The organism is Vibrio paucivorans, assembly GCF_054053395.1.
Window position 1 is genome coordinate 2,053,860 of record NZ_CM133230.1, and the last position, 26,334, is coordinate 2,080,193.

Below are 26,334 nucleotides of genomic sequence, written 5' to 3' on the forward strand. Positions count from 1 at the left end.
CTTTTTCGATTGTTTGACAGTGTTAAACCTTAAATTGATCTACCAGCTTTTGCTGATTTGCAGACAGCTCTTCTATCTGTACACCGACCGCTTCTGATTCACCCGCTTGCGACAGTATCTGCGCACTTAAGTCCCTTATATTCGAGACGCTTTGGTTCACTTCCGCCGATACGGCTTGTTGTTCTTCCGCTGCTCTAACAATCTGACTGTTCATATCATTAATTGCAGAGATCGCCTCAAAGATATGACTCAATTCAACGACAGCTTGGTTCACCTGCTGTGCAGAATCATTGGCAAGAATATTTCCTTCTTGAATGGCCTCAACTACGTCTTGAGTACCTTGTTGAACTTTGGCGATAACATCTCGAATTTCTCCTACAGAATCCTGCGTCCTACTCGCAAGGTTACGAACTTCGTCGGCTACGACTGCAAAGCCTCTACCTTGTTCTCCCGCACGAGCAGCTTCGATTGCGGCATTCAATGCCAGTAGGTTAGTCTGCTCCGAGATGCCTTCAATAACGGATAGGATTTCGGTAATATTAGCGTTGTTCTTTGCCAGTTCCTCTACAACAGGTACGGCTGCGGTCATGCGCTCAACCAGTTTAACCATCTCTTGTTCTGACTGTTCGATAACTCTTTGCCCTGAGCTTGCTGCTTCATCCGCTTCACTCGCCGCCTTCACTGCCACTTCCGCATTTTGGACCACGAGACTTGCCGTTTGAGTCATTTCTTCTGACGCGGTCGCGACAAGGTCGACTTCCTTAAATTGAGAGTCACTACTGGTTCGCGTTTCTGCCGCGGCAATTTTTGCTTGCTCTGTCGTCGTTGCGACCTGATGGGTGGTATCAACAACTTGTTTGATCGTGTGCTGCAGCTTATCTAAGAAAGAGTTGAAGCCATTCGCCAACTGGCCAATTTCATCTTTGGATTTTACGTCTAATCTCTGAGTCAGATCTCCTTCACCAGAAGCGATATCATCCAAGCGGCTGACCACTTCACGTATTGGCTTAACGATATTTAAAGCCAGCAGTGCAATCAGAGCTAAACCAACAACAACAAAAATAGCGCCTGCAATCAATTCAGTTTGAACACCTGCAGAGACTTGATCGCTGATGATCATGTCGAGCTTGTCCGCATCTTCTAACACTGCTGATCGTGGCATTTCAAATATAACGCCCCAGGTCTGGTTAGCGACCATTATCGGCGCGAACACAGACAACCATTGGCCATCGTCGCTCCATTGAGTCGTCACCTCATAACCAAACAAGAAGTCTGTAATAGCATCACTACTTAGGCGTGGCGTGGAAAGCGCTTGACCAATCGTTAGTGACGAATCATCGCTGGCGATCAAGCTACCATCTAACGCGACGATATATACATTACCCAAACCAGAGAACAGAGTTTCATCAGAGGCTTTAGCAACATCACCGAGCTGGTCGAGTTTTAAATCGATGCCGAAGAAGCCGATAGCGGTGTCGTCTATTTTAATTGGCACGGAGATGGATGTAGTGAGGACAGTACCTTGCTCTTGCTGAACCAGTTTTGGCGTTGATACACATGTTTCACCACTGGCCAACGGACAGAAGAAACGCTCGCTATTGTCACCGTGGTCAATCATCGCTTCTGTTAGAACATTAGGAACAATGTTTTCGCCGTTAGCTGCAGTTTGCCAGTACGGTGCAAAACGCCCTCTCTCGTTTGATCCCACATAATCGGCACCCTCATAGTTACTGTCTTCACCATCAAGCATATGAGGTTTAAATACGAGATAAGCGCCCTGAATTGAATCAAATGCTATAACGGATTTTCTCACCATTTCATCAAGGGCAGTACGTAGCTCTTCACTAGAACCAAAATTCTCTTCTGTATTGGTTTTATAGAAAAGAGCACTAGATGCCAGCATCTCTGATCGATAGATAGCTTCATTCAGATATTCACTCACTTCCGTTGAATTGAGCAGCGCACGGGTTTGTAACAATTGCTCTGATTTATCGATCACCGATTCAGAACTTTGTTCCTTAATGATCTGCTGATTCGCCACCGCGTTATAGACAGAGAATCCAACTAATGAAAGAGAGGTAATAAGCAGGCAACATCCTGCTAGAAGTGTGATTTTCCACTGAACGGAAAGGGTTCGCATACTACATCCTTATAAGCAAGCAATCTATACATCTTAATGAGAATAACCTGACTAAATCATTAGACCATAATCCTTAAACAGGTCAATCTAAAGTTTATATATCTGTTAACAATTTTGTCATAACTGGTCAATATAGCTGGTTAGCCACGTCTATTTCTCGTTCTGTTTTGTTTAGTGTTACTATCTCAGTCAAATACAAAAACAAGGACACTCAATGAAAGTCATTAGCTTTAATATCAATGGACTTAGAGCTCGCCTCCACCAGCTACAAGCATTGATCGACAAACATCAACCGGATGTCATAGGCCTTCAAGAAATCAAAGTTCATGACGAAGCATTCCCAATTGAAGACGTTGAAGCCATGGGCTACAAAGTCTACTTTCATGGTCAAAAAGCGCACTACGGTGTAGCAATGTTGTGTAAGCAAGAGCCAGTTCACGTCCAGAAAGGCTTCCCTACCGACAACGACGATCATCAAAAGCGCATGATCATGGCAACTTTCGAAAATGAAAACGGCGAAAAAGTAACGGTATTAAATGGCTACTTCCCTCAAGGAGACAATATTTCTCACGAGACTAAGTTCCCATACAAACGCCAGTTTTATAAAGATCTGATGACTTATCTAACCGATCATCACAGTAACGATGAGCAACTTATTGTCATGGGCGACATTAACATCAGTCCGCTCGATTCAGATATCGGCATTGGCGAACCAAACCGTAAGCGCTGGTTGAAAACGGGTAAGTGTTCATTCCAACCGGAAGAACGTGAATGGCTGAAAACACTGCTTGATTGGGGATTTGAAGATACATTCCGTAAGCTGCATCCAGACACTACTGAGCAGTACTCATGGTTTGATTACCGCTCACGCGGGTTCGACGACAACCGTGGCCTTCGTATTGATGTTGTGCTGGCGACGCCATCACTTGCGGCAAAGTGTACTGAAGCGGGTATCGATTATGAGTTGCGTGGCATTGAAAAACCATCCGACCACGCGCCAATCTGGTCAACATTCGAATAATATAACTCGAGTTTTAAACCCAAACGAAAAAAGGCTTCCAAATTGGAAGCCTTTTTGTATTCATCAAAATGAACTAGCTAAGTGGTCTTAGATACGCTAAGAAACGTTTTTCCGCGTGTTTGAAACACCACAGAATGATGAACGTCAGAGCCATGTAGAATAGGCCTGCAGTTAAGAATGATTCAAACGGCGCATAGTAACGAGAGTTCACCAGGCGAGCGGCCCCCGTTAAGTCCATAATAGTCACGATACCGGCAACTGCACTACCATGCAGCATGAAGATCACTTCGTTACTGTAAGCAGGCAATGCACGACGCAGTGCACTTGGCAGAATGATCCTACGGTATGTCTTCCACGGACTCATACCATAGGCTTTCGCCGCTTCCACTTCACCCTTTGGTAAACCGTTAATCGCGCCGCGGATAATTTCCGCTGTATACGCTGACGTGTTCAAAACAAACGCGACGAGTGCACAGAACCAAGCGTTCTCCCACAACGTATCTTTAACTGGAAAGAACTGGTCCATTCCGTAGTAAATAAGATAAAGCTGAACCAGCAATGGTGTGCCGCGGAAAAAGTAGATAAAGGCCCAAGATGGCCCACTCACAAAGTAGTTGTGGCTATTACGAGCGACGGCCAAAGGAATCGCTACGATTAGACCAAGAATCAGTGCTAGCCCGACTAACCAAACCGTCGTCCATAAACCGTCTAAGTAGACCGGGAAGCTTTCAATCACTAATGAAAAATCCATTTCTTACCTCGCATGAATACTGAACTTGCGCTCAACGAGCTTTAAGAAGCCGGTCGATACACTGGTGAAGAAAAGGAAAATAAGCGCAACAGCCATATAGAAAGTGAATGGCATTTTCGTTGAGCCCGCAGCCAGGGAGCTCACACGAACCATGTCTTCAAGGCCGATAATGGAAACCAACGCTGTCGTTTTCAAAAGTACCAGCCAGTTATTACCAAAGCCTGGCAACGCGTGACGAATCATTTGCGGCAACAGGATTCGGCGAAAAGCCAGTACCGAACTCATTCCGTACGCCTTTGCCGCTTCCATTTCGCCTTTGTCGACCGCCATAATTGCACCGCGGAACGTTTCCGCCATGTAAGCGCCGAATATAAAGCCAATGGTTAAGATACCCGCGATAAACGGACTAACGTCAATGTAATCCGGCAGGTAAGAAGTCCACTCATGGTTTGGATCGCTCGAAGCGAACCACTCATTTAACCATTCGTTAATTGAGTACAAACTGTTATTGAGAAGAATTTGGCCACCAAAGAAAATTAGCATCATCAGAACCAAATCGGGGATGCCACGAATGATGGTGGTGTAAAGAGTAGCGATAGCACGCGCCCAGCGATATGGCGCAAGTTTTGCCAGTGCTCCTAGCATGCCTAATACCATTGCAAGTATTAACGACAGAATCGCAACTTCAATAGTCAGCACGGCCCCTTTAAGAATAGAGGCTTCGTATCCTTGTAAATCCAGCATATTTTTATCCCAACAGAACTGCTTAAGTGTTGGTAAATAGAGTTAAATCAGGAGAGGCACCAGCCTCTCCTAAACCTAGAAAAATCTAGTTATTATTGACCGTAAACGTCGTAGTTGAAGTATTTAGCAGCAATCTCTTGATAAATACCTTTCTCACGTAGAGATAGGATTGCAGCGTCTAGCTTTTTAGTAAGGTCTTTATCTTGTTTGCGAACAGCAATTCCCATACCTTCACCGAACCACTTCGGATCAGTCAGAGAAGGACCAACGAACTCATACGCTTCGCCGCCCGCTTTATTTAGCACGCCTTCTTCAAGTGCAGATGCATCACCTAGAACTGCCGCTACGCGACCGTTTGCTAGATCCAGGTAAGCTTCATCGAAAGAGCCGTAACGTACGATGTCTACTTTGTCACCGTAGTTGTCAGTTAGGTATTTATCATGCGTTGTTGCACGCTGTACCGCGATTTTTTGACCATCTAGGTTGTCAAAGTTCAGGCCTGCGCCTTTCTTCGCGATGAATTTGTTAGGGATAAGTGCGTACTTACCAGTGAAATCAACTTTCTTCTTACGCTCTTCGGTGATAGACATCGCTGCGATGATTGCATCGTATTTACGAGCAAGCAGAGAAGGAATGATACCATCCCAATCTTGAGGAACGATCTTACATTGAACTTCCATCTCTTTACACAGAGCGTTAGCCATATCCACGTCGAAACCTTTCAGAGAACCATCTGATTCTGTCCAGCTAAACGGAGGGTAAGCACCTTCGATACCGAAGCGAACTGTTTTCCATTCTTTCGCTTGAGCGACACCAGTTGCAGTAGTTGCAGCAAGTGCTGCTACTAATAACCACTTTTTCATTTCCATACTCCTGTGATTGGTATAATCGTTTTTGTTAGTTAATGTTGTGTTTTTAGAATGACTAACTTGGCTAGCCAGTTTAGTAAATCGAAGATATAAATTGCTGAAGTCTTTCAGACTCAGGCTGCGTAAATAGCTTAGCAGGATCTCCCTGTTCTTCTACTAGTCCCTGATGCAAGAACATCACGTGATTGGAAACATCACGAGCAAACGCCATTTCATGAGTTACCACTAACATGGTTCTGCCTTCATCAGCCAGATCACGCATTACACCAAGGACTTCACCCACTAATTCAGGGTCAAGTGCAGAGGTCGGCTCGTCAAATAGCATAACTTCTGGGTCTACCGCGAGAGCGCGTGCGATTGCTGCACGTTGCTGCTGCCCGCCTGAAAGGTGGCCTGGGTAATAATCTTTACGCTCGTAAAGCCCTACCTTCTTTAGCAACATTTCTGCATTTTCGATAGCTTGAGCTTTTGGTACACCTAATACATGAACTGGAGCTTCGATAACGTTCTCAAGTACGGTCATATGTGACCAAAGGTTGAAGCCTTGGAATACCATCGCCAAGCGAGAGCGAATTCTTTGTACTTGTTTTTCATTAACAGGTACGGCTTCGCCTTGACGGTTATTCTTCATTTCGATGAGCTCACCGTTTACCCAGATTTCACCTGCGGTCGGTGTCTCTAATAGATTGATACATCTAAGAAAGGTACTCTTTCCTGAACCGGAAGAGCCAATAATAGAAATTACGTCGCCTTTGTGTGCTTCTAAAGAAATACCTTTTAGTACTTCATTCTGGCCAAAGGTTTTGTGCAGTTCTTTTATATCCAGCGCTGGTACATCTTTCATGCGCTTTTACTCCCTGTCGTGTCTAACTGCTTGGGTTCCACCCATATTTCGCTACAAACTAGCACTCCTCCCGAACAGATGCAACAAATTATTAACCTATAAACTATGGATGCATAGTTACAAAATATGACTAATAATTCATAAAATAGGCATTTATGCTTCTATGCTCGCATAAACCAAACAGCAACCATCAATTCCATTGAGTTATATTTATTAACAAATTTATAAAAACAAGATCTATCTCAATCTTTAGATTTCCGCCTAAAATCACTCCTGACATAGCATATGCATATTGTTTACTTCGAGTTATGTAATAATATTTCACTTTAAAAATCAGAACGATGGACCATTTAGGCTGCTTGTGTAGTTTTCTTTCACATTCTTTCATAAAGTGATCAAGATCAATCACCCTAAAGGGTAAGCACGTTACACTCGCCTCAAAGATAAAAGCCCTTAGAAGGCTACCATTGTCTTTTTAGTCGTCTATTCTTAAGCACTCAATTACCGTGCTACATAGGCAGGCTAAGGACTTTGCCGCAGGAAGCGGACTTGAAATTGAAAGAATGACTTACTTTTGAATATGAGGAATCTATGTCAGACGCAGTGAAACAACCGCACTCTGATTCGGATATTGAGAACAAGAGCTATAAAGAGCTTCATCGTCCAGCATCAGAATTTGCGAGCCGTTCAGATTACTTAGATCATGAACTGCAAATTATGAAACCGCGCCGCTTTGGATTAAACCTTCCTGGTCGCGACTTCCGATTTGAACTTGAAGATTTAGTTCCTGCACTCGCAGGTACCATCGGCATTATCGCGATGTACTCTGCAGTAATGATGTCTTGGGCAGATGGCCTAACCGCCGCTTGGGACCACGTGAACCTTGGTAAAGAGTTTGCGATTGAAGTTGCTCGTGTAGAGATGCTTATCCCTGCCCTACTTTTCTGTATTCTTGCTTCAGGCTTTTTTAACCCACGCGCTAACCTAGCCGGTAACCATGGCCCGATGATTCCGCTGATCGGTTCTATCGCGTTAGCTGGCGCTCACCCTCTTGCTCTTGCAATTTTACTTGGCGTGTTTGGTTTACTATTAAGCTACTTTAAGGGCGGTTCCAAACTGGTGAACCTCACCTCAGAAGGTACAGCCGGCGGCTTGCTTATCTTCCTTGGCTTTACGGGTACCATGAGCCAGATTGGTTCAATTCAATCTTGGGCAACGGGTCTACAGTCTGCAGATGTCGCTGCAGGTAGCATGGGCTATGTTGGCCTCATCGTACTTGGTATCACCATCGCCATTTACGCTTTCCTAGCAAAAATCAACATGCGTTGGTTAGCCATCCCAGTATGTGCTATTACCGGCCTTATCGTCGCACTTGTACTTGGCGCAGGCTTCGACCTAACGTTTGAAACTGAAATGGGTCTACCTAACCTAAACCCTGTTTATTGGTGGGGCAGCACAGAACAAGGTTGGATGCTTGGTCTTCCAAATCTTGAACACTTCATCGCTTCTTTACCTTTTGCGATTCTAGCGGTAGCTATGTGGTCACCGGATTTCCTTGGTCACCGTATCTTCCAAGAACTGAACTACCCACGTAAAACTGAAAAAGTGCTGATGGACGTTGATGACACGATGACTATGTGTTCGGTACGTCAAATGGTCGGTACGGCGGTTGGTGGTGGTAACATCACATCTTCTTGGGGTACTTACATGATCCCAGCCGCAATCGCGAAACGTCCTATCCCAGCAGGTGCAATTTTACTAGGCTCACTATGTATTATTGTTGCTATCCTTGGTTTCCCTATGGACGTTGCGGTATGGCCACCTGTGATGCGTGTGGCTCTGTTAGTAGGTGTTTTCCTACCACTACTTGAAGCTGGTATGCAAATGGTAAAAGACACCAAGGACTCGCAAGCTGCAGGTATTTGTATCTTCGCTTCTGTTGTTGCTAACCCTGTGTTGGCATGGGCTCTGACCATGTTCTTAGACAACAACGGCCTAATTGGCGATAAAGAACGTGCCACTCGTCTATCGTTTGCAGACAAGATCATTATCCCTGTCGGTGTATTTGTTATCTGTCTCGTTGCTATGCTTGCTGTAGGTATGCTAGAAAGCCAATATGGCTTAAAAGCGTGGCTATAAGCACCATCGATTCAAAAAATGTGTGGGTAGCGCAAGTCGCTACCCTACTTTTATCAACTTTTTTTATCTTTTATTGATTTAGTTTAAGGTTTGCGGAATTTTTTTAGTTTACTCTTAATTTCAAGTTAGCGAGTCTCTTTCTCGAAACGAGTAACAATATCTATAGTATTAATGTTGAATTTTGAAACTATACATATTGTTATTAATAAAGAGTGTACTGGTTCCCTCTTTGGGATTGCTGGCTCAACAGTAAACAGTACGTGTTTTTTCTACTAAAAAGGTAGGTATGTCATGGCAGAGCAATTTGCTAAAGCTTGGGAAGGTTTTGCTGAAGGTGATTGGCAGAACGAAGTAAACGTTCGTGATTTCATTCAAAAGAACTACACACCGTATGAAGGCGACGAGTCTTTCCTAGTTTCTGAAGGTACTGAAGCAACAAACGTACTTTGGGCTAAAGTAATGGAAGGCATCAAGCAGGAAAACGCGACTCACGCACCTGTTGATTTCGATACTTCTGTTATCTCTACCATCACTTCTCACGATGCTGGCTACATCAATAAAGATCTTGAGACTATTGTTGGTCTACAAACTGAAGCGCCGTTAAAACGTGCAATCATGCCTAACGGCGGTGTACGCATGATCGAAGGTTCTTGTAAAGCTTACGGTCGTACGCTAGACCCACAAGTTTCTAAAATCTACTCAGAGTACCGTAAAACGCACAACCAAGGTGTTTTCGATGTTTACTCCCCTGATATCCTAAAATGTCGTAAGTCTGGTGTTCTAACTGGTCTTCCAGATGCATACGGCCGTGGTCGTATCATCGGTGACTACCGTCGCGTTGCACTTTACGGTGTAGACTTCCTAATGAAGGACAAAGTAGCTCAGTTCCACTCTACTCAAGAGCAACTAGAAGCTGGCGACAACCTTCAAATGACTATGCAACTACGTGAAGAGCTTCAAGAGCAACACCGCGCTCTAGGTCAAATGAAAGAAATGGCAGCATCATACGGCTACGACATTTCTGGCCCTGCGACTACAGCTCAAGAAGCTATCCAGTGGACTTACTTCGGTTACCTAGCAGCTGTTAAATCTCAGAACGGCGCGGCTATGTCTCTAGGCCGTACTTCGACTTTCCTAGACGTATACGTTGAGCGTGACATCGCAGCTGGCATCATCACTGAAGAACAAGCTCAGGAAATGATCGACCACTTCGTAATGAAGCTACGTATGGTTCGCTTCCTACGTACTCCTGAGTACGATGAGCTATTCTCTGGCGACCCAATCTGGGCAACAGAATCTATGGGTGGTATGGGTGTTGACGGTCGTACGCTAGTAACACGTACAAACTTCCGTTTCCTAAACACGCTATACACTATGGGTCCTTCTCCAGAGCCAAACATCACTGTACTTTGGTCTGAGCAGCTACCTGACGGCTTCAAGAAGTTCTGTGCGAAGGTATCTATCGATACTTCTTCTATCCAGTACGAGAACGATGACCTAATGCGTCCAGATTTCGACAACGATGACTACGCTATCGCTTGTTGTGTATCGCCAATGGTTATCGGTAAGCACATGCAGTTCTTCGGCGCTCGTGCGAACCTAGCTAAAACTCTTCTATACGTTATCAACGGCGGTGTAGATGAGAAGCTTAAGATCCAAGTTGGTCCTAAGACTGAAGCAATGACTGACGAAGTTCTAGACTTCGACAAAGTTTGGGCTGGTCTAGACAACTTCATGGATTGGCTAGCGAAGCAATACGTGACTGCGCTAAACGCAATCCACTACTCTCACGACAAGTACAGCTACGAAGCAGCGCTTATGGCTCTACACGACCGTGACGTCCGCCGTACAATGGCTTGTGGTATCGCTGGTCTATCTGTTGCAGCTGACTCTCTATCTGCAATTAAGTACGGCACAGTTAAGCCAATCCGTGACGAAGACGGCATCGCAATCGACTTCGACATCTCTGGCGACTACCCGAAATTTGGTAACAACGACGCACGTGTTGATGACATGGCTTGTGAACTTGTGACTATCTTCATGAACAAGATCCGTAAGCTTAAGACTTACCGTGATGCAGTACCTACACAGTCTATCCTGACTATCACTTCAAACGTGGTATACGGTAAGAAGACTGGTACTACACCAGACGGTCGTAAAGCAGGTGCTCCATTCGCTCCAGGTGCAAACCCAATGCACGGTCGCGATGAGAAAGGTGCGGTAGCATCTCTAACATCTGTAGGTAAACTACCGTTTGCTGACGCTAAAGATGGTATCTCATACACATTCTCTATCGTTCCAAACGCACTAGGTAAAGAAGAAGATTCACAACGTTCTAACCTTGCTGGCTTAATGGACGGTTACTTCCACCATGAGCAAGGCATTGAAGGTGGTCAGCACCTAAACGTGAACGTTCTTAACCGTGAAACTCTAGAAGACGCAGTTAAGCACCCAGAGAACTACCCTCAGCTAACAATCCGTGTATCTGGTTACGCTGTTCGCTTCAACTCTCTAACTGTTGAGCAGCAAAAAGACGTAATCGCACGTACGTTTACTGAAACTCTGTAAAACATCCGTTAATAAACGTTTGTTAACAGTAAAAGCCCTGCTCTATTGAGCTGGGCTTTTTTATTATTCAAAAACATAATTATTAGTTATGAACTCGATGCGGTAAATTGGCGAGCTCGTGCACATTTGTACTTGTTTCTGCATTCTTTGCTCACAGATGGTTACAAGTTGCGGTAACATGAGGGTTCATTCAAGATTTGTAGTACACACATGAAGTTCACTCACCTATTACCTCTACTCCTGCTATCGACTAGCGCTGTCGCCTCTGAACGTTCTACCGTTACTTTTGGCTTAGACAATGATGGCGTATTCGGTGTCGATCAGGATTACACCAACGGAATATTCCTCTCTTATACATCCAGTGCCATTAACGAACCTTGGCTCATATTTAAGCCTCTCAGCCTTTCATTTTGGGGCGCAGGTTCACTGGATAAATGGGAATTTACGCTCGGTCATAAAATGTGGACTCCTTCAGATATCGAAGATACCACTCCGCGCGCGAACGACCGCCCATACGCAGGTTACTTCCATGGTGAACTGAACTACATCAGCCTACACCCCCAACAAGCTCAACGCTTCAACTTAACACTGGGTGCAACGGGCGAAAACTCCTACGCAGACCAAGCACAAAAGTTGGTTCACAGTATTACCGGATCAGACGACCCGAACGGTTGGGAATTTCAAATTGATGATGAAGTGGTGGGAAGTGTGGGCTATTTGAGCCACTTTAACCTAATGCGTAATCGCTCTATTGCCAATACAGATTGGGAAATCTCCAATGTATCGGAAGCGAATGTCGGTAACTTCCGAAGTGATGTCTCTACGGGCTTAATGTTTCGCTGGGGTACCGACCTAGCAGGCAACATGGGGGCCGCGAACATCAGCACAGAAAACCCATTTCGTGCAGGCATGATTGGTGCGTCCAATTCCGCTTGGTTCGTCTTTACCGGTATTGAAGGTCGCTATCGTTTCAACGATATAACCATTGAAGGCGATCGCTCTGGGGTTGAAGAGTGGGCGCTAGAGAATGGACAAGATCCAAGTATCTATGATGTGACTCTTGAGAATGTTCAAGCCAGTGCCGTTGCTGGTGTCGCTTGGTATAATGAATACGTCGGCGTGAGCTTAGCAGCAACAGTGAAAACGCCCGATTACAAAGAAGCCACTGAATCCATTTACGGTACTGGTGCCTTCTCTTTCTGGGCGTTCTTCTAACAAGTCCTAAATAGTAAAACGTTGGCAGTCTGAATTCAGGCTGCTTGAACGTTTGTCCACAAGTTGGCTGGTTGCTCTTAACTGTTCGTTGTTGTCTTCCAGCTCTTTCATCGCACCGGAAATTTGCGTCATGTTGTCCGCCATAGACTGACTAGTGGTCGCTAGCTCTCTAATTGAAGCGAATATGACTTCCGTTTGGTGCGCCGCTTCATCGGCTTTTTCAGTGATTTGAGTCAACGCCTGCATAGCCTCATGGCCTTTTTCCTGCCCAACTCGTATCGATGATTCGGATTGGCCAATATACTGAATCACTTCCGCACTCTCTTTTTTCATCGTGTCGATGGTGTCTGATATCTCAGTCACGGCATCTACCGTACGAACTGCTAAGCTTCTAACTTCGTCGGCTACCACAGCAAATCCTCTACCTTGCTCGCCTGCCCTAGCGGCCTCAATAGCTGCATTCAGTGCCAACAAGTTAGTCTGCTCGGCAATTCCGTTGATGATTTCCATGACAGAGTCGACTTTCGAAGAGGCTTCTTCCAGTTGCTGAGTGTGGCCTGCCGCTGAACTTAGAATCTTACCGACGTCTTCTAGAGAGCCAATAGCAGCAGTAATGACGGCTGCCCCCTCTTCGGCCGCTTGTGTCGAAGACTTACTGATGTCTGCCACAAATTCTAACGAGTTCGATACTTCTTGGGTTGTTACACTGACTTCTTCAGTTGCTGAAGCCAAAAGTTGAGTTTGTCCTAGTACTTCTGACTGATTGTGGACCAACCTATCGATGCCAACGTTAAGCTCCGCTGCGTTTTCTGACAACGCATCACTGCTTTGTTGCACGCCATGAACCAATTCCCCTAAGTTTTCACAACTTTCATTAATCGTGGTGGCTAATTGATTGAACTCATCTTTATGATTCTTACTGATTACCATTCTCTGAGACAAATCCCCTTTAGCAACCGCCCCCAATACCTTATTGGTCAAGTTGACAGAACGGGTAAGTGTCATACTGATCGTGATAAAAATTGCGATAGTGAACACTGCCAGTACTGCACATGCCACCAGCACCGACCACTGTGTTTGAGTTGCGCTTTTGCTCGCGTTCGATTGGTAACGATGGCTTATATCGGCAAGCTCTGCTGTCACCGCATTGATGACACTAGTGAAGTGCTCCTCACTGGCAAACAACTGCTGATCCTTGCTACCTAGTTGCTGAGAGAGCTCACTCACTCGCATGAAGGTACTTTTGAATGCGTCGATTTCTTTCTCATACAAGTCCAACATCGCATAGGTATTCGACATATTGACGAAGCCTGCCATGGCTCGATTGAACAATTTTAAGTTTTTTTCATTCGGTTGAAGTAAGTAGTTTTGCTGCGCTTTGATCATAGCTTGAAAATCGGAGTTGAGCGTAACCATGCCGGTTTCTTCAATTTTTTGCTCAATGGTTGCAGCGAGTTGTTTAAGTTGTCCAAGGTTACCTTCGTCAACATTAAAACCAAGCTCTGCTTTGAGTTCTAGCCAAGGCACAATTGCAGTAGAAAATTCATTGGCACTTTCTGTTAATTCGCTGGCTTGTGTTGCAAGTCCTAATTCACGTAGAAAAAGCGCATCTTGCTCCGTCATGGCTTTAAGCTCATCCACTTTGGTTTTCACTTCTTGAACTTGGGAGGCTGTGAGTGAATCCAATTCTGAGGCTAAAAATAGCAACTCACTTTGCGTTCGATAGATAGACATGGAACCATCGGCTACTTCACCACTGCTGTGGTACTGCTCTTCCATTCCAGATAACCGATTCGACGTGAAAATGCCGAGCGTTAAAAAACCAACTGACAACACGACTAAGAACAAAGTGATCTTTTGTCGCTGAGACATGATTAGCGCATCCATGAAATTTCCCTCAATCACCAATGGTGATTCCAGCAAAAGGCAATATACCCAAGTTAGTATTTACATTTTTGTTATTAATAACAATTTTATAACATATTTCTAACCATGATCGATGTTTTTTTGCTGTTACAGTTTTCATCTTGAGGATTCGCCCTAAAGACCTATTTATACAAAGGGTTTTGTAATAAAATAACGTACAAATCCCTTACTTGAGAGCACACCATGTCTACAACTGGTCGTATCCACTCCTTTGAGTCTTGTGGAACCGTTGACGGTCCTGGAATTCGTTTTATTGTCTTTATGCAGGGCTGCTTAATGCGTTGTATGTATTGCCACAATCGCGATACTTGGGATACTCACGATGGCAAGGAAGTCACTGTTGAAGAAATCATTAGTGAAGCAAAGTCTTATCGTCACTTTATGAATGCTTCCGGTGGTGGTGTCACATGTTCCGGTGGCGAAGCGATGTTGCAACCTGAGTTTGTGCGTGATTTCTTCCGTGCGGCAAAAGCAGAAGGCATTCACACCTGCTTAGATACCAATGGCTATATTCGTAAGCACACTGAAGTTGTAGATGAAGTGCTCGAGGCGACAGACCTTGTCATGCTCGACCTTAAACATATGAAGGATGAAGTTCACCACGACTTTATTGGTGTCTCAAATAGACGTACGCTCGACTTCGCTCGATACTTACACAAAATTGGTCAAAAGACTTGGATTCGATACGTTGTCGTTCCAGGTTACACCGACGATGAAGAAGCGGCGCACATGCTCGGTGAGTTCATTAAAGATATGGACAACATTGAGAAAGTCGAGTTACTTCCTTACCATAAGCTAGGTGCGCATAAGTGGGAAGCATTAGGTCACGATTACCCACTGGATGGTATCAACCCACCATCAAAAGAGACAATGGACAAGATCGTTTCTATCATAGGTCAGTATCACGATAACGTTAAGTATTAAGTACTTAACGGAAATACGATAGACTATAAGCCAGCATTCTTTGCTGGCTTTTTTATATGGAGATAAATCATGCTGCTGCCAGAGCTGTTTGCATTGGCTATCGTGACGGTTGTCATCGTGGTGTTTTGCTATACCGACGTAAATACAGTGTTTTTCCCAAAACTCCAGGCAGAGAAGACTTTCCAACACCTCACTTTCGCCAGCATGTTCGCCATTTTTATTCTTTGGTCAGCCCAAGCAGGTATTAAGCAAGGATTAGACATCCATTTTCTCGCACTAACTACATTGTGTTTAATGTATGGTTGGAAAAGTGCATTTACCATCACTATCCCAATCACTTTTGGCCTAGCTCTATTTGGTACAATCTCTTTTTACCACATCCCAGTATACCTGTTAGTTTCCAGCCTAATTCCAATCCTTGTTAGCTTTTTAGTTTTCGAGCTCAGCTACCGATTTTTGCCACGTAATATATTTGTATTTATCTTTGTTGCTGGCTTTTTTAACGCCGCATTCACTGGCAGTATCCACCTCGTCGTCAATGCGCTTTGGTACTCCGTTAATGACGCGTATACGTGGCCTGAAATCGTTGATAACTACCTTGTATTCTTGCCTTTGCTCGCTTTCCCCGAGGGGTTACTCAATGGCATGTCAGTCGCCCTACTTTGTGTATTCAAACCAGAGTGGCTGCGAACGTTTTCTGATAGAGATTACCTTTACCCACGAAACTCTCAAAAGTAGCCCTTCAAGCACGTTAAAAATTACATTTTTCACATTAAAACCGTGTTGAGATCATGTTTCGAGCCGGATAACACCTGTTAATCTTAGCTACAGAAAAATGAATATCTTTTAGTGAGGCTACTTATGGAAATGACAAACGCTCAACGTTTGATCCTATCGAACCAATATTACTTAATGTCTCAGATGGACCCTGAAAACCGTGCAAAGTACCAGCGTTTACAAATGATTGTTGAACGTGGTTATGAACTTCAAATGCGCGAGTTAAATAAAGATTTCGGCTGCTTAGTAGAAGCAGAGTGCCGTGAAATCATCGATATCTTAGAAATGTACCACGCAATGCAAGAGTCTAATAAAATGCTTGCAGAGCATGAACAATCGCAAGTGGATCAGCGCCGCCTTCAATTTTTAGGCTTCGATATCGCTAGTGAAGCGCAACTAGTGAACTATGTACGTTTCTTAATTGACTCAGAAGGACTTTATCCTCAATTCGACAAAGGCGATCACCACTTTAACAGTCAGATGCCAATGTTAGATAAATACCGCCGTATGCTGGTAACTTGGAAAAATTGTCCAAGACAATACCACCTATGCGCGACAGAGCTTACCCAAATTTTTAACGCGTAAGCTCTTCCCTCTGTTTTAGGCACGTTAGAGCCAAGAACGAAAAAAGGTTGGATTACATCCAACCTTTTTTACGCCAAATACTCTTGTTGTGCCAAAACAAAGGTCTACTCACTTTTCCTTTATTTAGAAAACGTACGCCACACCGACGTTGGCCGTGGTATTGACCCCACTTTCGATAATCGGGCTTCGCTCGATATCACCTTCTAAGTTGGTGTAACGAACCCCACCTGTTACCCGAACTCTCGGTGTAATGTGCAGGTATGCCGAAGCTCCAATAAAGTACTGGCCGTCCCAATCTGCATCAAACTTCGTCAACCCACTTCTCATAGCCTCTTCACCACTCACACCATATAAATGATTGTTGAGGTTCTGGCTGTTGTAGGCATAGCCGATTGACGGTGTAATTGCCCAGCCGCGTTTTCTGATTGGTAGCCTCCACGCAGCTTCTGCATACAACCCATTATGTGTACGCCCAACATCGGTTCCTGCTGTCGCTTCAAACATACCCACCATCGTAATAAGCTGATAGCTGACACCACCTAGTATTGTCGAATCACGCTCGTCAAGCTTCTGAATTTGTTCATTGTCTGAGTCAGATGGCTTTAGTGTTCTTGGGTCATACACTAAGCGAAATACTACGTTCTGCACTGAACCTACCGGATTAATGCGATAGCCTGCGCTAAAGCCACGTAAGAATAAGTGCTCTCCCTCGTAACCAACTACGGGAATAACTGTCTGATTTGATGGCGTGTCTTTATAAACAGCAGGAGAGTATGACGCTGCGACACCGAGTGACCACTGAGATATGTCAGCTTGTACTCCTGATGTCATCGCTGTCCAAATACCAATCGAACCCACTATTTGTTTCAAAAATCTCACACTACCACCAGTCACCTCAAATTAATTAGGTTCGAAATATACAGAACAACATACAGGTTTATCAATACAATCATTGTTCATTTTTATTTATCAAGCATGAAGCATTCACTCATAAGAGGACTTTCTCATAGAAGCAAAACTGCGGAGAAGCACAGCCATATTCAACTCGCAAATGAGAAATTTTAGATAGGCGATTTTCATCACCCTTTTGCAAATAAACACATAATTGTTAAGCAAAATTCGAAATAGCAACTAGGCTTAAATAGGAAAGGATTTGTATTCCATTGCGGGTTGTTTGTCAGTATGACAGGTTCAGAGGGGATTTCATTATGAGTATTTTCGACCACTTCCAAGCACGCTATGAAGCAGCCAAGGATGAAGAGTTATCACTGCAGGACTTTTTAGGTCTCTGTAAAGATGATAAAAGCGCGTATGCAAACGCAGCAGAACGATTACTAATGGCCATTGGTGAGCCAGAAGTTATTGATACTGCCCAGGATCCCCGATTAAGCCGTATTTTTTCTAATCGAGTCATCTCTCGTTATAAAACATTTGAGGATTTTTATGGGATGGAAGATGCGATTGAACAGATCGTTTCTTACCTAAAACATGCGGCTCAGGGGTTAGAAGAGCGCAAACAAATTTTATACTTACTCGGCCCAGTGGGCGGTGGTAAGTCATCACTTGCAGAAAAGCTAAAAGCACTGATGCAACAAGTACCAATTTACGTACTGTCCGCTAACGGAGAGCGAAGCCCAGTCAACGACCACCCATTCTGTCTATTTGATGTCAGCGAGGATGGTGACTTATTGAAGCAAGAATATGGCATCGAAAAACGTTACCTACGTTCAATCATGTCACCTTGGGCTGCAAAACGTCTGCACGAGTTTGGTGGGGATATTTCTAAGTTTAAAGTAGTGAAAGTTCGCCCTTCTATCCTCGACCAAGTTGCGATAGCTAAAACTGAGCCAGGTGATGAAAATAACCAAGATATCTCATCTCTGGTTGGTAAAGTCGACATTCGTCAGTTAGAGCACTTTTCTCAAGATGATCCCGATGCCTACAGCTATTCCGGTGCTTTATGTAAAGCCAACCAAGGCTTGATGGAATTCGTCGAGATGTTCAAAGCTCCAATTAAAGTGTTGCACCCGCTCCTAACTGCGACTCAAGAAGGCAACTTCAACGGTACCGAAGGGCTGTCGGCACTTCCATTCGACGGTATGATCCTAGCTCACTCCAATGAGTCCGAATGGCAAACCTTTAGAAACAACAAGAACAACGAAGCATTCCTCGACCGTGTGTACATTGTCAAAGTACCGTATTGTCTAAGAGTGTCTGAAGAAGTGAAGATTTACCAAAAATTGCTGGATCACTCAGAGCTATCCAAAGCACCTTGCTCACCAAGCACGTTAGATTTACTGGCTCAATTCAGTATCCTGTCGCGCTTGAAAGAACCAGAAAACTCTTCACTGTTCTCCAAAATGCGAGTCTATGACGGTGAAACCCTTAAAGACACCGATCCAAAAGCGAAAAGCTACCAAGAATACCGCGATTATGCAGGCGTCGATGAAGGCATGTCAGGGCTATCTACCCGTTTTGCATTCAAGATCCTCTCACGTGTATTCAACTTTGACCAAGCAGAAGTGGCAGCTAACCCAGTGCACTTGTTCTATGTCATTGAACAACAGGTAGAGAGAGAGCAGTTCCCTCAAGAACAATCAGAGAAATACTTGGAGTTCCTAAAAGGTTACCTAGTGCCACGCTACGTCGAATTTATTGGTAAAGAAATTCAGACTGCGTACTTAGAGTCCTACTCTGAATACGGTCAAAACATCTTTGACCGCTATGTCACTTACGCGGATTTCTGGATTCAAGATCAAGAATACCGTGACCCAGAAACAGGCCAGCTGTTCGACAGGGCATCACTGAACAGTGAGCTTGAAAAAATTGAGAAAACAGCAGGCATCAGTAACCCTAAAGATTTCCGTAACGAAATCGTTAACTTTGTACTTCGAGCTAAAGCCAACAACAACGGACAAAACCCTGTTTGGACCAGCTACGAGAAACTTCGCACCGTGATCGAGAAGAAAATGTTCTCGAATACGGAAGAGTTGCTTCCAGTTATCTCCTTCAATGCGAAAACCTCTTCAGAAGATCAGAAAAAACACGACGACTTTGTCGCTCGCATGATGGAGAAGGGCTATACCGAGAAGCAAGTGAGATTGCTATCTGAGTGGTATTTGCGAGTACGTAAATCCTCTTAAACGCAAGCTAACCTAAGCCCGCAATAAACCTTACAGCCATCATAATGGTGGCTGAAGGTTCAGTGGTGTGACGCTTACAGGGGGTAACTCATGGCGCAATTTATCGATAGACGACTGAACGGGAAGAACAAGAGTGCGGTTAACCGTCAACGCTTCCTTCGTCGTCACAAAGAGCAGATTAAAGAGTCTGTGGCAGATGCCGTTAATCGCCGCTCAATCACTAACACTGATTCTGGTGAGGATGTTTCAATCCCTCACCGAGATATAAAAGAACCCGTATTCCATCAAGGAAAAGGAGGCGTTCGAGAGCGCGTTCATCCAGGTAATGATCAATTCATCAGAGGCGATAAAATTGAACGTCCAAAAGGCGGTGGCCAAGGTGGAGGCTCAGGTGAAGGTGAAGCAAGCCCTGATGGCGAAGGGCAAGACGAATTTGTATTCCAGATCTCCAAGGATGAATACTTAGATCTTCTATTTGAGGACTTAGAGCTACCAAACCTCGAAAAGAATCAAATCAACAAAATCACTGAATGGAAAACCCACCGAGCAGGTTTTCAGACCGCTGGTATTCCTTCTAATATCGCGATCGTTCGTTCATTGCAGCAATCTCTTGCTAGACGCACAGCAATGACAGCCGGCAAAAAACGTATGCTTATCGAGTTAGAAGACGAACTAGAGCGAATCAAGAACATTGAGCCCGCTCAGGCACTTGAAGAAAAACGGCTGAAACAAGAAATAAAGGACCTACGCAAGAAGATCGAAAGTGTCCCATTTATCGATACGTTTGACCTTCGTTTTAAAAACTATGAGAAACGCCCTGTTCCTTCCAGCCAAGCGGTTATGTTCTGCTTGATGGACGTTTCAGGCTCGATGGACCAAGCCACGAAAGACATCGCTAAACGTTTCTATGTACTTTTGTACCTGTTCTTAACTCGTACGTATGAAAATGTTGAAGTGGTGTTTATACGTCACCACACACAAGCGAAGGAAGTCGATGAGCATGAGTTCTTTTACTCTCAAGAAACCGGCGGAACCATCGTTTCAAGTGCCCTTAAGCTAATGAATGAGATCGTTGCAGATCGCTACCCTGTTGGCGAGTGGAATATATACGCAGCGCAAGCTTCTGATGGTGATAACTGGGCAGATGACTCCCCTCGTTGTAAAGAGCTTCTAATAAACAAACTGTTGCCGACGTGTCAGTACTACTCGTACATCGAAATCACTCGTCGCTCCCATCAAACTTTATGGCATGAATACGAAAAACTCGAACAGTCTTTCGATAACTTCGCGATGAAGAATATTCGAACGGTTGACGATATTTTCCCTGTATTCCGAGAGCTATTCCAAAAAGAAACCGCGTAGGGAGGCACTATGACAACAAAAACGAAAAAGCCAACCAACAAAAGTAAGGTGCTGCCGGACGGCCCTGATTGGACGTTCGAATTATTGGAGCGTTACCACAAAGAAATAAAGCGTGTAGCAAACTACTATCGACTCGATACTTATCCAAACCAAATTGAAGTCATTACTTCTGAACAAATGATGGATGCATATTCTAGTATTGGTATGCCCATTAATTACAACCATTGGTCATTTGGTAAAAAGTTCATCCAAACCGAGCAAGGTTACAAACATGGTCAGATGGGGCTCGCCTACGAGATTGTTATCAACTCAGACCCTTGTATTGCCTATCTCATGGAAGAAAATACGGTCACCATGCAAGCGCTTGTTATGGCGCACGCATGTTATGGTCATAACTCTTTCTTTAAGGGTAACTACCTGTTCCAAACGTGGACAGACGCCAGCTCTATTATCGATTACTTGCTATTTGCCAAAAACTACATCACTGAATGTGAAGAGAAGTATGGTGTCAGCGAAGTAGAGGAGTTGTTAGATTCTTGCCACGCACTGATGAACTTCGGTGTTGATAGATACAAGCGCCCGGAAAAAATCTCTATTGCAGAAGAAACCGCGCGCCAAGAAGAGCGTGAGGCGTACTTGCAATCTCAAGTGAATGAGCTTTGGCGTACCGTACCTAAAGCAAAAACCAAAGAGGAAGATATTAAGGTTCGTTTCCCTACCGAACCTCAAGAAAACATTTTGTATTTCATCGAGAAACACGCGCCATTGTTAGAGCCCTGGCAACGAGAAATTGTGCGTATTGTGCGTAAAATCAGCCAATATTTTTACCCACAAAAACAAACTCAAGTGATGAACGAAGGTTGGGCTACGTTCTGGCATTACACCATACTCAACCATCTTTATGATGAAGGGTTGGTGTCAGACAAATTCATTCTAGAGTTTTTGCACAGTCACACCAGCGTAGTCGCGCAGCCGTCATACAACAGCCCTTATTTTAGTGGTATCAACCCGTACGCTCTGGGCTTTGCAATGTTTCGAGATATTAAACGTATCTGTGAAGAACCTACCGACGAAGATAAAGAATGGTTCCCAGACTTGGCCGGAACGGATTGGCTAGATGCAGTTCACTTCGCAATGCATAATTTCAAAGATGAGAGCTTCATTAGTCAGTACTTGTCACCTAAGCTGATGCGTGATTTTAAGCTTTTCGCTGTGTTGGATGATGATCGCAAAAACTTCATTGAAGTGAGTGCCATCCATGATGACTCTGGTTATCGTGCCATCAGGGAGAAGCTAGCCGCGCAGTACAACCTTAGTAACCTTGAACCTAACATTCAGGTATTCAATGTGGATGTAAGAGGCGATCGTTCATTGACCTTACAATACGTGCCTCATGATCGCATTCCATTAGCGGACAACCATGAAGAAGTCCTCAAGCACATGTACCGGCTTTGGGGATTCGATGTCATTCTTGAGGAAGTGAAAGACACAGGAAGAAGAGAAATACTCTCCACCTGCCCTCAACGTGGAGACTACGACGGTAAAATTTAGTATTTGAAAGATTTAACTTCCCCCTCCCCTAGCCCTAGATAGGGCAATAAAAAAGGAGCGCATTGCGCTCCTTTCTCTATATGCTGGATAGACCAACTTAAGACAAAATGTTTCGTACAACTTCCAAGTCTTCTGGTGTATCCACACCGGCCGCCGGTGCTTCTTTAGCTACAGCAACATGGATTTTTTCGCCATACCAAAGCACACGTAACTGCTCGAGACATTCAATCTTTTCCAGTGTAGTCGGTTGCCAGTTGATATAGGTGTTAATGAAACCAGCCCGGTAAGCATAAATACCTATGTGGCGCATAAGCGGTTGATGAATAGCCTTATCTTCTTTCGCAAACGCATCGCGATCCCAAGGAATCGTTGCTCTGCTGAAGTACATTGCATAACCATCTTTGTCTGTCACAACCTTAACTGCATTTGTATTAAACACTTCGGATTCGTGTTCAATTTCTACGGCTAAGGTCGCCATTGGTGCTTGGCTTGCCGCTAGGTTATCTGCTACCTGACGAATGATTGATGGCGGGATAAGTGGCTCATCCCCCTGTACATTAACAATGATGTGGTCTTCGGGAATATTCATCACCTTTACCACTTCAGCCAAACGTTCGGTGCCCGATTCATGGTTTGCTGAAGTCATACAGACTTGGCCGCCAAATGAGCTAACAGCTTGAGATACTCGCTCATCGTCAGTCGCAATGATTACGTTATCAGCACCCGCTTGAATAGCCTGCTCATAAACCCATTGAATCATCGGCTTGCCTGCAATATCTGCAAGAGGCTTACCCGGAAGTCGCGTGGACTGATAACGAGCAGGAATGACGACTGTAAAAGACATTAGCGTCCCTCTTCCATAGACATGGTACGTGCTTCAGGTTCAATCAGAACAGGGATGCCCTCTTTGATCGGGTATGCCAAACGGTCGAGTTTGCATATCAGTTCTTGGCTTTCTTTATCAAACGTGAGCTTACCTTTACATACCGGACAAGCGACGATTTCAAGCAGACGGTGATCCATATTGTTCCATTACCTCATTAATTTTGTTCAAAACACGCAGCTCATCTTCCTCTCGGAAGGTGGCAGAAACAGGTAGATACCACCAATTTTCTTCTGCAAACGCTCGGCATTTTACCGCGTCTTTTTCGGTCATTATGACATTAGAACCTTGCTGTGCAAGGTCTCTTAATTCTTGCTGATTAAAATCTTTATGATCGGCAAAACCTTGCGTCACTTTAACTTGCGCCCCAAGCGTAGCGAGGGTAGCAAAAAAGCGTGGAGGGTGACCTATCCCAGCGAACGCGACAAGATCGGCAAGTTGACTAACTGGCGCTTTCTCACCCGTGACCAAATTGATTGCTAGACTTGGAGTGAGCATCATTGGCATTTCACCAGATTGGGCATTGCCGCCATTGGTCACCACAAAATCCACTGTCTCTATTCTTGAAACCGGCTCTCTTAGTGGTCCCAACGGTATCATTTCGGCATTACCAAAACGGCGTACACCATCGACGATAGAGAACTCTATATCACGCTGCAACGCGTAGTGTTGCAGGCCATCATCGGTAACAATGACGTCCACACCAAGAGGTAACAGTGCTTGTACCGCTTGGCTGCGCTTGGGATCTACAGCAACAGCAGCCCCAGTACGTTGAAAAATGAGTTTTGGCTCATCGCCACTGTGCTCGGTAGGGGTATCAGCGTTTAGAACGAGTGGATAACTTGGCGCTTTCCCGCCATACCCGCGAGAAACAACGCCTGGCTTGTACCCCTGTTTTTGTAAAGCTTCAACCAACCAGACAACCACAGGCGTTTTACCATTGCCGCCCGCAGTGATATTGCCGACAACGATAACAGGAACAGGTGCTTTGTAACTGACTTTCTTACCCGTTTCGTAGCCTTGTTTTCTCGACGAACTAATCCAGCTAAATAATAGGCTTAGTGGCCACAAAAGTGGCCACAAGACATATTTAAGCGGATGGTTTTCAAACCAGATTTTTTCAATCACGGATTATTCGCCAAATTGGATCTTATGTAACTGAGCATAGGCACCTTCTCGCTCAATAAGAGCAGCATGTGGGCCACGCTCAATGATCTCACCATCGTCGACCACCAAAATTTCATCCGCTTCTTCGATGGTGGACAAACGGTGTGCAATCACTAATACCGTTTTATCTTTTTGTAATTCATCTAATGCCGCTTGAATCGCACGTTCAGACTCTGTATCCAGTGCCGATGTCGCCTCATCCAAAATGAGAACAGGCGCATCACGCAGCAATGCTCGCGCTATTGCGATTCGTTGGCGCTGACCACCGGACAGGCTTGCACCATTTTCTCCAATCACAGTATCCAAGCCGTCATCCATGCCTTCAATAAATTCCATAGCATGAGCTAGCTTAGCTGCGTTCTCGATTTGTTCTCGACTGTATTCTCCGCCAGAGGCGTAGGCGATATTATTTGCAATCGTATCGTTGAATAAATGGACATTCTGCGATACCAACGCAAAGTGATTACGTAAGTTTTTAAGTTTGAAGTCACGTACATCATGGCCGTCTAGCATAATTGAGCCAGAATCTACATCGTAGAAGCGAGTAAACAAGTTTGCGATGGTACTCTTACCCGAACCCGAACGGCCAACCAGTGCAACTGTCTTACCCTGAGGAATCGAAAAGCTCACATTCGACAGAGCTGGCTTTTCTTTACCTTGGTAAGTAAAGGTCACGTCCTTCACTTCAATTTCGCCACGCACTTTTTGAGACTCGTATTTACCCGAGTCTTTTTCAGTTTCTAGATCCATTAGGGCAAATAGGGTTTGGCTCGCAGCCATACCACGTTGAAATTCCGACGTCACATTCGTTAGCGCTTTCAAAGGGCGCATAAGACCGAACATAGCTGAAAAGACAACCGTAAAGGTACCAGGAGTAAGATCTGCTCGAATAGAGTCTACGCTTGCTAAGAACAACACGGTAACAAGAGCGATTGAGGCTATCATTTGGATCACAGGGTTTGCAATAGCTTGAGCCGCGACCAGCTTCATAGTCTGCTGACGCATCTGGTTACTCACGCTATCAAAACGTTCACGCTCGACCTCTTGACCTCCGTACGAAAGCACAACCTTATGCCCTTTAAGCATTTGCTCTGCAGAGGCTGTCACATGTCCCATCGAGGTCTGCATGTTTTTGGAAATCTTGCGAAAACGCTTCGACACCACGCTAATTCCCCATGCCACTAGTGGGGCAACCACGATTAGCACTAGCGATAGTTCCCAACTGTTCCAGAACATCAGAATCAGCAAACCAATGATACTAGCACCTTCACGGACAATACTGACTAAGGCGCGGCTGGTCGCTCCGGCAACTTGTTCAGAGTCATAGGTAATTCGAGACAGCAACCCACCTGTCGATTCTTTATCGAAGAACGCAACCGGCATATGCATAAACTGATTGAAGATCTTGCGGCGCATCTGCATCACCACATTACCCGAGACCCAGCTCAAGCAGTAGGTTGATACAAAGCCACTCAAACCGCGAACGGCCATCATGCCAAAGATGATTAAAGGAAGAATTCGAAGAAAGTTAGACTCTGCATTACCAAAACCTTCATCGAGAAGTGGTTTCAGTAAAGAGACCATATAAGTATCTGCAGCAGCATTAATGATGAGAGCAACAACCGCAACAGATAAACCAGATTTGTACAGTCGAATGAAAGTCCAAAGTCGCTTAAAGGTTTGCCACGTGGTCTCGTCGGTATTTAATGACATAGAAGTGCTTTA

Annotated in this window: 21 protein-coding genes; 10 read left to right on the top strand and 11 right to left on the bottom strand. The window is 44.7% G+C overall.

Going from position 1 to position 26,334, the window contains the following annotated elements; all coding sequences use genetic code 11:
• Window positions 1-22: 22 nt before the first annotated feature.
• Window positions 23-2,140 carry a methyl-accepting chemotaxis protein gene (locus ACXABW_RS09420; protein ID WP_252027552.1) on the bottom strand — a complete coding sequence of 706 codons (2,118 nt, stop codon included), beginning with the start codon at window positions 2,138-2,140 and terminating at the stop codon, window positions 23-25.
• Between the two features lie 214 nt (window positions 2,141-2,354).
• On the opposite strand from ACXABW_RS09420, the gene xthA reads away from it, so the two are divergent.
• On the top strand, window positions 2,355-3,161 hold the full coding sequence (gene xthA / locus ACXABW_RS09425) for an exodeoxyribonuclease III (RefSeq protein ID WP_252027553.1): 807 nt from the start codon (window positions 2,355-2,357) through the stop codon (window positions 3,159-3,161).
• 73 nt (window positions 3,162-3,234) lie between these two features.
• Here the strand turns inward: xthA and ACXABW_RS09430 are convergent, their stop codons facing one another.
• From ACXABW_RS09430 to ACXABW_RS09445, 4 genes are all read right to left on the bottom strand, one after another.
• Window positions 3,235-3,912 carry an ABC transporter permease gene (locus tag ACXABW_RS09430; protein ID WP_252027554.1) on the bottom strand — a complete coding sequence of 226 codons (678 nt, stop codon included), beginning with the start codon at window positions 3,910-3,912 and terminating at the stop codon, window positions 3,235-3,237.
• Between the two features lie 3 nt (window positions 3,913-3,915).
• A complete protein-coding gene (locus tag ACXABW_RS09435; protein ID WP_252027555.1) occupies window positions 3,916-4,656 on the bottom strand; it encodes an ABC transporter permease in 741 nt (246 codons plus the stop codon).
• A 92-nt stretch (window positions 4,657-4,748) separates the two neighbouring features.
• A complete protein-coding gene (locus tag ACXABW_RS09440; protein ID WP_457522384.1) occupies window positions 4,749-5,519 on the bottom strand; it encodes an ABC transporter substrate-binding protein in 771 nt (256 codons plus the stop codon).
• Window positions 5,520-5,598: 79 nt separating this feature from the next.
• Window positions 5,599-6,369: an ABC transporter ATP-binding protein gene (locus ACXABW_RS09445; protein ID WP_252027557.1), complete on the bottom strand. Its 771-nt coding sequence runs from the start codon at window positions 6,367-6,369 to the stop codon at window positions 5,599-5,601.
• Window positions 6,370-6,960: 591 nt separating this feature from the next.
• Between ACXABW_RS09445 and ACXABW_RS09450 the strand changes: the two genes are divergently transcribed.
• From ACXABW_RS09450 to ACXABW_RS09460, 3 genes are all read left to right on the top strand, one after another.
• The gene (locus tag ACXABW_RS09450) at window positions 6,961-8,508 is read left to right on the top strand and encodes a DUF3360 family protein (protein WP_252027558.1); all 1,548 of its coding nucleotides are present in this window, start codon (window positions 6,961-6,963) and stop codon (window positions 8,506-8,508) included.
• 291 nt (window positions 8,509-8,799) lie between these two features.
• A complete protein-coding gene (gene pflB, locus ACXABW_RS09455; RefSeq protein WP_457522385.1) occupies window positions 8,800-11,076 on the top strand; it encodes a formate C-acetyltransferase in 2,277 nt (758 codons plus the stop codon).
• Window positions 11,077-11,286: 210 nt separating this feature from the next.
• Window positions 11,287-12,291, top strand: a complete 1,005-nt coding sequence (locus ACXABW_RS09460) for a lipid A deacylase LpxR family protein (RefSeq protein WP_252027560.1) — start codon at window positions 11,287-11,289, stop codon at window positions 12,289-12,291.
• 6 nt (window positions 12,292-12,297) lie between these two features.
• Here ACXABW_RS09460 and ACXABW_RS09465 read toward each other — a convergent pair whose 3' ends face one another.
• On the bottom strand, window positions 12,298-14,178 hold the full coding sequence (locus ACXABW_RS09465; protein WP_457522387.1) for a methyl-accepting chemotaxis protein: 1,881 nt from the start codon (window positions 14,176-14,178) through the stop codon (window positions 12,298-12,300).
• Window positions 14,179-14,400: 222 nt separating this feature from the next.
• Here ACXABW_RS09465 and pflA point away from each other — a divergent pair, with 222 nt between their 5' ends.
• From pflA to ACXABW_RS09480, 3 genes are all read left to right on the top strand, one after another.
• Window positions 14,401-15,141 (top strand): pyruvate formate lyase 1-activating protein, encoded by a 741-nt coding sequence (pflA, locus tag ACXABW_RS09470; protein WP_265688674.1) that lies wholly within the window; start codon window positions 14,401-14,403, stop codon window positions 15,139-15,141.
• Window positions 15,142-15,210: 69 nt separating this feature from the next.
• Complete coding sequence (locus ACXABW_RS09475) at window positions 15,211-15,879, top strand: energy-coupling factor ABC transporter permease (protein ID WP_457522388.1); 669 nt, start codon at window positions 15,211-15,213, stop codon at window positions 15,877-15,879.
• Between the two features lie 123 nt (window positions 15,880-16,002).
• Window positions 16,003-16,503, top strand: coding sequence for a YfbU family protein (locus ACXABW_RS09480; RefSeq protein WP_252027564.1), 501 nt, complete (start codon window positions 16,003-16,005; stop codon window positions 16,501-16,503).
• Window positions 16,504-16,626: 123 nt separating this feature from the next.
• Here ACXABW_RS09480 and ACXABW_RS09485 read toward each other — a convergent pair whose 3' ends face one another.
• Window positions 16,627-17,334 (bottom strand): MipA/OmpV family protein, encoded by a 708-nt coding sequence (locus ACXABW_RS09485; RefSeq protein ID WP_457524990.1) that lies wholly within the window; start codon window positions 17,332-17,334, stop codon window positions 16,627-16,629.
• Window positions 17,335-17,711: 377 nt separating this feature from the next.
• On the opposite strand from ACXABW_RS09485, the gene ACXABW_RS09490 reads away from it, so the two are divergent.
• From ACXABW_RS09490 to ACXABW_RS09500, 3 genes are all read left to right on the top strand, one after another.
• Window positions 17,712-19,646 (top strand): PrkA family serine protein kinase, encoded by a 1,935-nt coding sequence (locus ACXABW_RS09490; protein ID WP_252027565.1) that lies wholly within the window; start codon window positions 17,712-17,714, stop codon window positions 19,644-19,646.
• A gap of 90 nt (window positions 19,647-19,736) precedes the next feature.
• Window positions 19,737-21,008 (top strand): YeaH/YhbH family protein, encoded by a 1,272-nt coding sequence (locus ACXABW_RS09495; RefSeq protein WP_457522389.1) that lies wholly within the window; start codon window positions 19,737-19,739, stop codon window positions 21,006-21,008.
• Between the two features lie 9 nt (window positions 21,009-21,017).
• Window positions 21,018-22,559 (top strand): SpoVR family protein, encoded by a 1,542-nt coding sequence (locus tag ACXABW_RS09500; RefSeq protein WP_457522391.1) that lies wholly within the window; start codon window positions 21,018-21,020, stop codon window positions 22,557-22,559.
• 97 nt (window positions 22,560-22,656) lie between these two features.
• On the opposite strand, the gene kdsB is transcribed toward ACXABW_RS09500, so the two are convergent.
• From kdsB to msbA, 4 genes are read right to left on the bottom strand one after another with little or no spacing between them, the layout of a single operon-like run.
• Window positions 22,657-23,403 carry a 3-deoxy-manno-octulosonate cytidylyltransferase gene (kdsB, locus tag ACXABW_RS09505; protein ID WP_457522392.1) on the bottom strand — a complete coding sequence of 249 codons (747 nt, stop codon included), beginning with the start codon at window positions 23,401-23,403 and terminating at the stop codon, window positions 22,657-22,659.
• Entirely contained in the window at window positions 23,403-23,582 is a 180-nt protein-coding gene (locus tag ACXABW_RS09510; RefSeq protein WP_252027569.1) for a Trm112 family protein, read from the bottom strand. The genes kdsB and ACXABW_RS09510 overlap by 1 nt, the downstream gene beginning before the upstream one ends.
• Window positions 23,563-24,570 carry a tetraacyldisaccharide 4'-kinase gene (gene lpxK, locus ACXABW_RS09515; RefSeq protein WP_457522395.1) on the bottom strand — a complete coding sequence of 336 codons (1,008 nt, stop codon included), beginning with the start codon at window positions 24,568-24,570 and terminating at the stop codon, window positions 23,563-23,565. Before lpxK ends, ACXABW_RS09510 begins: the two co-directional genes overlap by 20 nt.
• A gap of 3 nt (window positions 24,571-24,573) precedes the next feature.
• Window positions 24,574-26,322: a lipid A ABC transporter ATP-binding protein/permease MsbA gene (msbA, locus tag ACXABW_RS09520; RefSeq protein WP_457522397.1), complete on the bottom strand. Its 1,749-nt coding sequence runs from the start codon at window positions 26,320-26,322 to the stop codon at window positions 24,574-24,576.
• Between the last annotated feature and the right edge of the window lie 12 nt (window positions 26,323-26,334).

Coding starts and splice junctions, on each gene's coding strand:
- ACXABW_RS09480 (WP_252027564.1), top strand. CDS start 16,003: ATGGAAATGACAAACGCTCAACGTTTGATCCTATCGAACCAATATTAC.
- ACXABW_RS09500 (WP_457522391.1), top strand. CDS start 21,018: ATGACAACAAAAACGAAAAAGCCAACCAACAAAAGTAAGGTGCTGCCG.
- ACXABW_RS09510 (WP_252027569.1), bottom strand. CDS start 23,582: ATGGATCACCGTCTGCTTGAAATCGTCGCTTGTCCGGTATGTAAAGGT.
- pflB (WP_457522385.1), top strand. CDS start 8,800: ATGGCAGAGCAATTTGCTAAAGCTTGGGAAGGTTTTGCTGAAGGTGAT.
- ACXABW_RS09490 (WP_252027565.1), top strand. CDS start 17,712: ATGAGTATTTTCGACCACTTCCAAGCACGCTATGAAGCAGCCAAGGAT.
- ACXABW_RS09465 (WP_457522387.1), bottom strand. CDS start 14,178: ATGGATGCGCTAATCATGTCTCAGCGACAAAAGATCACTTTGTTCTTA.
- ACXABW_RS09475 (WP_457522388.1), top strand. CDS start 15,211: ATGCTGCTGCCAGAGCTGTTTGCATTGGCTATCGTGACGGTTGTCATC.
- ACXABW_RS09450 (WP_252027558.1), top strand. CDS start 6,961: ATGTCAGACGCAGTGAAACAACCGCACTCTGATTCGGATATTGAGAAC.
- ACXABW_RS09420 (WP_252027552.1), bottom strand. CDS start 2,140: ATGCGAACCCTTTCCGTTCAGTGGAAAATCACACTTCTAGCAGGATGT.
- msbA (WP_457522397.1), bottom strand. CDS start 26,322: ATGTCATTAAATACCGACGAGACCACGTGGCAAACCTTTAAGCGACTT.
- kdsB (WP_457522392.1), bottom strand. CDS start 23,403: ATGTCTTTTACAGTCGTCATTCCTGCTCGTTATCAGTCCACGCGACTT.
- ACXABW_RS09495 (WP_457522389.1), top strand. CDS start 19,737: ATGGCGCAATTTATCGATAGACGACTGAACGGGAAGAACAAGAGTGCG.
- ACXABW_RS09435 (WP_252027555.1), bottom strand. CDS start 4,656: ATGCTGGATTTACAAGGATACGAAGCCTCTATTCTTAAAGGGGCCGTG.
- ACXABW_RS09485 (WP_457524990.1), bottom strand. CDS start 17,334: ATGACATCAGGAGTACAAGCTGACATATCTCAGTGGTCACTCGGTGTC.
- ACXABW_RS09430 (WP_252027554.1), bottom strand. CDS start 3,912: ATGGATTTTTCATTAGTGATTGAAAGCTTCCCGGTCTACTTAGACGGT.
- ACXABW_RS09460 (WP_252027560.1), top strand. CDS start 11,287: ATGAAGTTCACTCACCTATTACCTCTACTCCTGCTATCGACTAGCGCT.
- pflA (WP_265688674.1), top strand. CDS start 14,401: ATGTCTACAACTGGTCGTATCCACTCCTTTGAGTCTTGTGGAACCGTT.
- ACXABW_RS09440 (WP_457522384.1), bottom strand. CDS start 5,519: ATGAAAAAGTGGTTATTAGTAGCAGCACTTGCTGCAACTACTGCAACT.
- xthA (WP_252027553.1), top strand. CDS start 2,355: ATGAAAGTCATTAGCTTTAATATCAATGGACTTAGAGCTCGCCTCCAC.
- ACXABW_RS09445 (WP_252027557.1), bottom strand. CDS start 6,369: ATGAAAGATGTACCAGCGCTGGATATAAAAGAACTGCACAAAACCTTT.